Source organism: Streptococcus parasanguinis (assembly GCF_001578955.1).
GTDB lineage: Bacteria > Bacillota > Bacilli > Lactobacillales > Streptococcaceae > Streptococcus > Streptococcus parasanguinis_U.
Window position 1 is genome coordinate 445,012 of the sequence record NZ_KQ969689.1, and the last position, 7,253, is coordinate 452,264.

The 7,253-nt window shown below is 43.5% G+C and carries 6 protein-coding genes and 1 other annotated feature; of the genes, 5 read left to right on the forward strand and 1 reads right to left on the reverse strand.

Going from position 1 to position 7,253, the window contains the following annotated elements; translation table 11 throughout:
* Positions 1-554 (reverse strand): NFACT family protein (locus SPADD19_RS02080; protein ID WP_241496409.1); only part of this gene is annotated, 554 nt, incomplete at its 3' end.
* 150 nt (positions 555-704) lie between these two features.
* Positions 705-936, forward strand: a binding site (T-box leader).
* Between the two features lie 133 nt (positions 937-1,069).
* On the opposite strand from SPADD19_RS02080, the gene trpX reads away from it, so the two are divergent.
* The 5 genes from trpX (at position 1,070) to pheT (ending at position 7,073) form a co-directional block, all read left to right on the forward strand.
* Entirely contained in the window at positions 1,070-2,071 is a 1,002-nt protein-coding gene (trpX, locus tag SPADD19_RS02085; RefSeq protein WP_061455256.1) for a tryptophan ABC transporter substrate-binding protein, read from the forward strand.
* Between the two features lie 123 nt (positions 2,072-2,194).
* Positions 2,195-2,614, forward strand: coding sequence for a hypothetical protein (locus SPADD19_RS02090; RefSeq protein WP_003018950.1), 420 nt, complete (start codon positions 2,195-2,197; stop codon positions 2,612-2,614).
* A 314-nt stretch (positions 2,615-2,928) separates the two neighbouring features.
* Positions 2,929-3,975 carry a phenylalanine--tRNA ligase subunit alpha gene (gene pheS / locus SPADD19_RS02095; protein ID WP_013903845.1) on the forward strand — a complete coding sequence of 349 codons (1,047 nt, stop codon included), beginning with the start codon at positions 2,929-2,931 and terminating at the stop codon, positions 3,973-3,975.
* A 2-nt stretch (positions 3,976-3,977) separates the two neighbouring features.
* A complete protein-coding gene (locus SPADD19_RS02100; protein WP_061455073.1) occupies positions 3,978-4,493 on the forward strand; it encodes a GNAT family N-acetyltransferase in 516 nt (171 codons plus the stop codon).
* A 174-nt stretch (positions 4,494-4,667) separates the two neighbouring features.
* On the forward strand, positions 4,668-7,073 hold the full coding sequence (pheT, locus tag SPADD19_RS02105) for a phenylalanine--tRNA ligase subunit beta (protein ID WP_061455074.1): 2,406 nt from the start codon (positions 4,668-4,670) through the stop codon (positions 7,071-7,073).
* Positions 7,074-7,253 lie beyond the last annotated feature (180 nt).

The window sequence follows — 7,253 nt, forward strand, 5'->3', positions numbered from 1 at the left end:
AGAAGGGCAAAAAGGGCTTCATCTCCAATTGTAAAAGGATTAACCGCGTCGGTTTTCGGAGGAGCTACATAGGTTGATCCAGGGAGAATGGTCCGGTAGCTATTTTGTGAGAAGCCGACATGTTTGATGGATTCGATGATTTTATTGCTGGTGCGGTCCAGGAGAATAATATTACTGTGCTTGCCCATGATTTCGATCATGAGGCTGACAGAAATAGCATCTCCAATTTCGTTTTTATTGGAGACACGGATTTCAAGAATCCGGTCGTTCTCCATTTGCTCAATCCCTTCAATGACAGCGCCTTGTAGATATTTGCGCATAACCATAATAAAGGTATTGGGAAAGGCAGGATTTTCAAAGTTGGTCTGGGTCCGTTGGATCCGTCCGAAGACAGAATGGGCAGAGAGCAAGAGTTTTTGGTTTTTTCGATTGCCTCGGATTTGAAGCACCAATTCTTGCTCGAAGGGTTGGTTAATTTTTTGAATGCGACCACTCAAGAGTTCGGCCTTCAATTCTTGCACCATATGGTGTAAAAAAAATCCATCAAAAGACATGGGATTCCTCATCATTCTAGCGTTTATTCTAGTAAATTATATCAAAATTAGAGAGGAAATCCCAGAAAGAAGCTAGGGGCTGTTCAATAGAAAATGCGAACGTTTTCAAAAAAATACAGAAAAAGTATTGACATTTTTGAAAGAAAACTTTAAAATGTAAGAAATTAGAAAAGTAGTAAATGAAAGTTTCAAGAGAGCCTACGGTTGCTGAGAGTGGGTAGCGGCAGTTTATGAAATTGGACTAATGATGAGATGAATTTGAAACAATAAAAATTCGGTTGGCACACCTTATCGTGCAACTTGTTGCTAGACAAGACAGAGATATGGGGGAGACTATCCTTTTCCCATAAGTGAGGTGGCACCGCGATGACACGTCCTCACATAGCTTTTGCTATGTGTGGGCGTGTTTTTTGTTTTAGATGAGAAGGGAGAAAAGATATGAAGAAACGATGGCGTCGCAGTCTTTAGATGATAGAAAAAAAGAAAAAAATGAAAAAATAGAAGAGGTATTAAAAATGAAAAATAAACGGTTAATGGGAATTATTGGTTTGATTGCAGCAGCAGTCATTGGGACAGCGATCTATTCAGCTACAGCAGGCAAAGACAACAAGGCAGCAAGCAGCAATGAAAAGGCTAAAGTTGGGGTCTTGCAGTTGGTCAGCCACCCTTCGCTTGATTTGATCTACAAGGGGATTCAAGATGGTTTAGCTGAAGAAGGTTATGACAAGGACAAAGTGGACATTGATTTCCTTAATGCTGAAGGCGACCAAAACAAAGTTGCAACCATGAGTAAACAATTGGTAGACAAGGATAACCAAGTCTTGATTGGGATTGCAACTCCATCTGCTCAAGGTTTGGCTAGTGCAACCAAAGACAAACCAATCGTTATGGGAGCCATCACCGATCCAGTCGGCGCAAACTTGGTCAAAGATTTGAAAAAACCAGGTGGTAATATCACTGGGGTATCTGACCACAATCCAACTGAGCAACAGTTGAAATTGATCAAAGAGTTGACTCCGAACGTGAAAACTATTGGGATCCTGTACTCAACCAGTGAAGATAACTCAAAATCTCAAGTAGAAGAATTTACAAAATTGGCTGAAAAAGCAGGCTACAAGGTCGTTCCTTATTCTGTTCCTTCTACAAACGAAATTGCTTCCACTGTGTCTGTAATGTCAGGTAAAGTCGATGCCATCTGGGTTCCAATCGACAATACCATCGCTTCAGCCTTCTCAACAGTTGTCGAAGCAAACAAAACAGCTAAAAAACCAATCTTCCCAAGTGCGACAGCTATGGTAGAAGCTGGTGGTCTTGGTTCAGTCGTTGTCGACCAACATGATCTTGGAGTAGCAACTGGTAAAATGGCTGCGAAGATCTTGAAAGGCCAAAAACCTGCGGATACACCAGTTGAAATCTTTAGCCAAGGAAAATCTGTCATCAATAAAAAAGTCGCAGATGAATTGGGTATTACTATTCCAGAATCTGTCTTGAAAGATGCTGGACAAGTCATTAAATAAAAAGAAAACGAATCACAAGAATGGCAGAGGAATTTGGCTTTGGCAGGTCTTTAAATCGTGACCTTTAAAAATGTCTACTAGTGCACATGACCAACTATGTTACTCATGGTAGAGGAGAAAGATATGGAAGTCAATATAACAGATCTTCATCCGACCCAACTATATTTATCAGAAAAGAAGTTACAAGCTATCCAGATGCTGGATCAGTCGGCAGAAATCATCAATGTGGATCCAATTAGTGTTCTTGCATTTGGAAATCGCTTCTTGATTACAGACGGGCATCACAGGGCTTATCAGGCTTTATTGGCAGGTCGGGATATGATTTCTGCTGAGTTTGATAGAGATGGTGGCGATGAATTGTATGCTCTCTATGCGCAAGCTTGCGATGAAAGAAAGATAACCTCTGTTTTGGATTTAAAACATCGTATCTTGCCTCAAGATGAGTATGAAGCAAAATGGTATAACTGGTGTGATGGTTTTAACCAAGCAGCCACTCTTCTATTGGAAAGGCAAGCAGATGAAATAGACAAGTCAAATAGATAATGCACTGCATCTAGTTACTTTTTCTAGTGAATTAGTCTCATCTAACTTGTTTTTTAACTAAAAATCTGATAAACTATGTAGTAATTGAATAGAAATCTGCAAGACTAGTATCTCAAGGGAAGTGCGACAGGGAGAAGAGCCGTGACTGAAAGCTCTTTGCATGAAAGCTGAGTGAATTCACTTGCGTAAAGGATTTAGAAATTAAGGTCTGGTTTACGGATAAAAAACGGATGGTACCGCGTGTCAACGCTCCGAATGTGGGTGTTGGCGCGTGGTTTTTTCTATGTCTGTAGAGGGACCATGATGGAGGAAATATGTCAACGATTGAAGAACAATTAAAAGCGCTTCGTGAAGAAACGCTGGCAGCTTTGAAGCAGATTTCTGCTGAAAATGAAAAAGAATTGCAAGAACTACGGGTCTCTGTCCTTGGGAAAAAAGGATCTCTGACTGAGATCCTCAAAGGGATGAAAGATGTCTCTGCTGAGATGCGTCCGGTTATCGGGAAACACGTCAATGAAGCCCGCGATGTCTTGACGGCTGCCTTTGAAGAAACAACCAAACTCTTGGAAGAAAAGAAAGTCCAAGCGAAACTAGCTAGCGAAAGTATCGATGTGACGCTTCCTGGTCGTCCGGTTGCTAGTGGTTACCGTCATATCTTGACCCAAACCAGTGAAGAAATCGAAGATATCTTTATTGGGATGGGCTACCAAGTCGTGGACGGCTTTGAAGTGGAGCAAGACTACTACAACTTTGAACGCATGAATCTGCCTAAAGATCACCCAGCGCGGGATATGCAGGATACCTTCTATATCACAGAAGAAATCTTGCTTCGGACCCATACCTCACCAGTACAGGCGCGGGCGATGGATGCGCATGACTTTAGCAAGGGACCATTGAAGATGATCTCTCCAGGGCGTGTTTTCCGTCGGGATACAGATGATGCGACCCACAGCCACCAATTCCATCAGATCGAAGGCTTGGTCGTTGGGAAGAACATCTCAATGGCAGACCTTCAAGGAACGCTTCAATTGATCGTGCAAAAGATGTTTGGTGCAGAACGTCAAATCCGTCTTCGTCCTTCTTACTTCCCATTTACCGAGCCATCGGTAGAGGTGGACGTTTCTTGCTTCAAATGTGGTGGAGCTGGATGTAACGTATGTAAGAAAACTGGTTGGATTGAAATCATGGGAGCCGGTATGGTTCACCCACGCGTCCTTGAGATGAGTGGTATTGACCCAACAGTTTATTCAGGATTTGCCTTTGGACTTGGTCAAGAGCGCGTGGCTATGCTTCGTTACGGAATCAATGATATCCGTGGCTTCTATCAAGGGGATATCCGTTTTTCAGAACAATTTAAATAATCATGTTAGTTAGAGTAAAAATCGACCAGGCACAGACCTTACGTGACCTAGAGGTGGAAACCTACCGAGATACCTTTGGTCCCTATATTGTTGAGAAAGATTTGGAAGATTACTTCTCTACAGTGCTCTCTTTGGAGCAAATCGAGAAGGATCTGTTAGAACCAGAATCTGAAACCTATTTTGTCCTCAATGAAGATCAAGAAATCTGTGGTTTTCTCAAGATCAATTGGGGTCAAGCGCAAACCGAGCCAGTAGAGATGGATAAGTCCTTTGAGATCCAACGGATCTATGTCAAAAAGAAATTTCATGGTGCTGGTTTTGGCAAGGAAATGTTTAGCTTTGCGCTGGATCAAGCCAAGAGCCTTGGCTTTGAGTGGGCTTGGCTAGGTGTCTGGGAACGCAACTTTAAGGCACAAGATTTTTACTATCGCTTTGGATTTGAACGATTTAGTGAACACGAGTATCCTACCGGTGATACGGTTGATATTGACTGGTTGTTGAGAAAGAAATTGATCTAGAATGGACAAGAAGTCTCAAAATTGGAAGCTTCCATTCTAGAGAAAGGAAAGGCTTGAGTCCTCTTCCGAAACCAGCCTCGAGCTGGAAAACACAAAATGAAAGGATCGAAACGAGGGTGACTGAAAATCTAGGAAAGATATCTAGATTTCTGCTTAGCCCTTGGTATCTTACATATGTTAGTTAGTTATAAATGGTTAAAACAATTGGTGGACGTGGATGTGCCATCAGAAGAGTTGGCTGAAAAAATGTCAACAACAGGGATCGAAGTAGAAGGTGTGGCATCACCAGCTGCTGGTCTCTCAAAAATTGTCGTCGGAGAAGTCTTGTCTTGTGAAGATGTGCCAGAAACACACCTTCATGTCTGTCAAGTCAATGTGGGTGAAGAAGAAGCCCGTCAAATCGTCTGTGGAGCACCAAATGTGCGTGCAGGCATCAAGGTGATGGTGGCTCTTCCAGGTGCTCGCATCGCTGACAACTACAAGATTAAAAAAGGGAAAATCCGTGGCTTGGAATCCCTTGGGATGATCTGTTCTTTGGGTGAGTTGGGTATTTCTGACTCTGTTGTACCAAAAGAATTTGCAGATGGCATCCAAATCTTGCCAGAAGATGCTGTTCCAGGGGATGAAGTCTTCTCTTACCTCGACTTGGATGATGAAATTATTGAACTTTCCATCACTCCCAACCGTGCAGATGCTCTTTCTATGCGTGGGGTAGCGCACGAAGTAGCAGCCATCTATGACAAGGCAGTCAATTTCAAAGACTTTACGTTGACTGAAACAGACCAAGCTGCAGCCGATGCTCTTTCTGTCAGCATTGACACAGACAAGGCTCCTTATTATGCAGCTCGTATCTTGGACAATGTAACCATCGCACCAAGTCCACAATGGTTGCAAAACCTCCTCATGAACGAAGGTATCCGTCCCATCAATAACGTGGTCGACGTGACCAACTATATCCTACTTTACTTTGGTCAGCCTATGCATGCCTTTGACTTAGATACCTTCGAAGGAAACGATATCCGTGTGCGTGAAGCGCGTGCTGGTGAAAAATTGGTAACCTTGGATGGGGAAGAGCGTGAGTTGGAAACAAGTGACCTAGTGATTACGGTTGCGGATAAACCTGTTGCCCTTGCAGGTGTCATGGGTGGAGAGGCTACAGAGATCTCTGAAAAATCTAGTCGTGTTGTTCTTGAAGCAGCTGTCTTCAATGGCAAATCGATCCGTAAGACTAGTGGTCGTCTCAACCTTCGTTCTGAATCATCTTCACGTTTTGAAAAAGGCATCAACGTGGTAACTGTCAATGAAGCCCTTGATGCGGCAGCGAGCATGATTGCAGAGCTTGCAGGTGCCACTGTTCGTAAGGGAATCGTTTCAGCAGGCCAGCTCGATACTTCTGATGTGGAAGTTTCTTCTACACTTGCAGACGTTAACCGTGTCCTAGGGACAGAGCTTTCCTACGCAGATGTCGAAGATGTCTTCCGTCGTCTTGGATTTGGTCTTTCTGGAAATGCAGAAAGCTTCACTGTTAGCGTTCCACGTCGCCGTTGGGACATCACCATCGAAGCGGACCTCTTTGAAGAAATTGCTCGGATTTATGGTTATGACAAATTACCAGCAACCCTTCCAAAAGATGACGGGACAGCAGGTGAATTGACAGCGACTCAAAAACTCCGTCGCCAAGTTCGGACTATTGCTGAAGGTGCTGGTTTAACAGAAATCATCACTTACGCCCTGACAACTCCTGAAAAAGCAGTTGAATTTGCGACTGCGCCAAGCAACTTAACAGAGCTCATGTGGCCAATGACTGTGGATCGTTCAGTCCTCCGTCAAAATATGATCTCAGGGATCTTAGATACCGTAGCTTACAACGTCGCTCGTAAGAACAAAGATTTGGCCCTCTATGAGATCGGAAAAGTCTTTGAACAGACAGGTAATCCAAAAGAAGAATTGCCAAACGAAATCAACAGCTTTGCCTTTGCTTTAACTGGCCTAGTCGCTGAAAAAGACTTCCAAACTGCAGCTGTTCCAGTTGACTTCTTCTATGCTAAGGGAATTTTGGAAGCCCTCTTTGCTCGCTTGGGTCTTGATGTGACTTATACAGCAACATCTGAAATCAAGAGTCTCCACCCAGGTCGGACAGCCCTAATCTCACTTGGTGACCAAGTAATTGGGGTCTTGGGGCAAGTCCACCCTGTAACAGCTAAGGCTTATGATATCCCAGAAACCTATGTGGCAGAATTGAACTTATCTGCTATTGAAGCAGCTCTTCAACCAGCTGCAGCCTTTGTGGAAATCACTAAATTCCCAGCCGTGAGCCGTGATATCGCCCTTCTCCTCAAAGCAGAAGTGACCCACCAAGAAGTGGTTGATGCGATTCAAGCTGCTGGCGTTAAACGCTTGACAGACATCAAACTCTTTGACGTCTTCTCAGGTGAAAAACTAGGTCTTGGCATGAAGTCTATGGCCTACAGCTTGACCTTCCAAAATCCAGAAGATAGCTTGACCGATGAAGAAGTCGCTCGCTACATGGTAAAAATCCAAGCATCACTTGAAGAAAAAGTCAATGCAGAAGTGCGCTAATATGTAGATCAAAATGAGGTTGGGCAAAAATGTCCAGCCTTTGATATTTGATAGGAATAACTGAAAGACGCAGTGGTTGATTGGCATCTTTGTTCGCTTTTAAGCTCCAAAGATGACCTAATCAACTGTGCGGGGGCGGGAAAACGAACTTTTTTATTTTACGGAGTTCTTTCCCGCTCC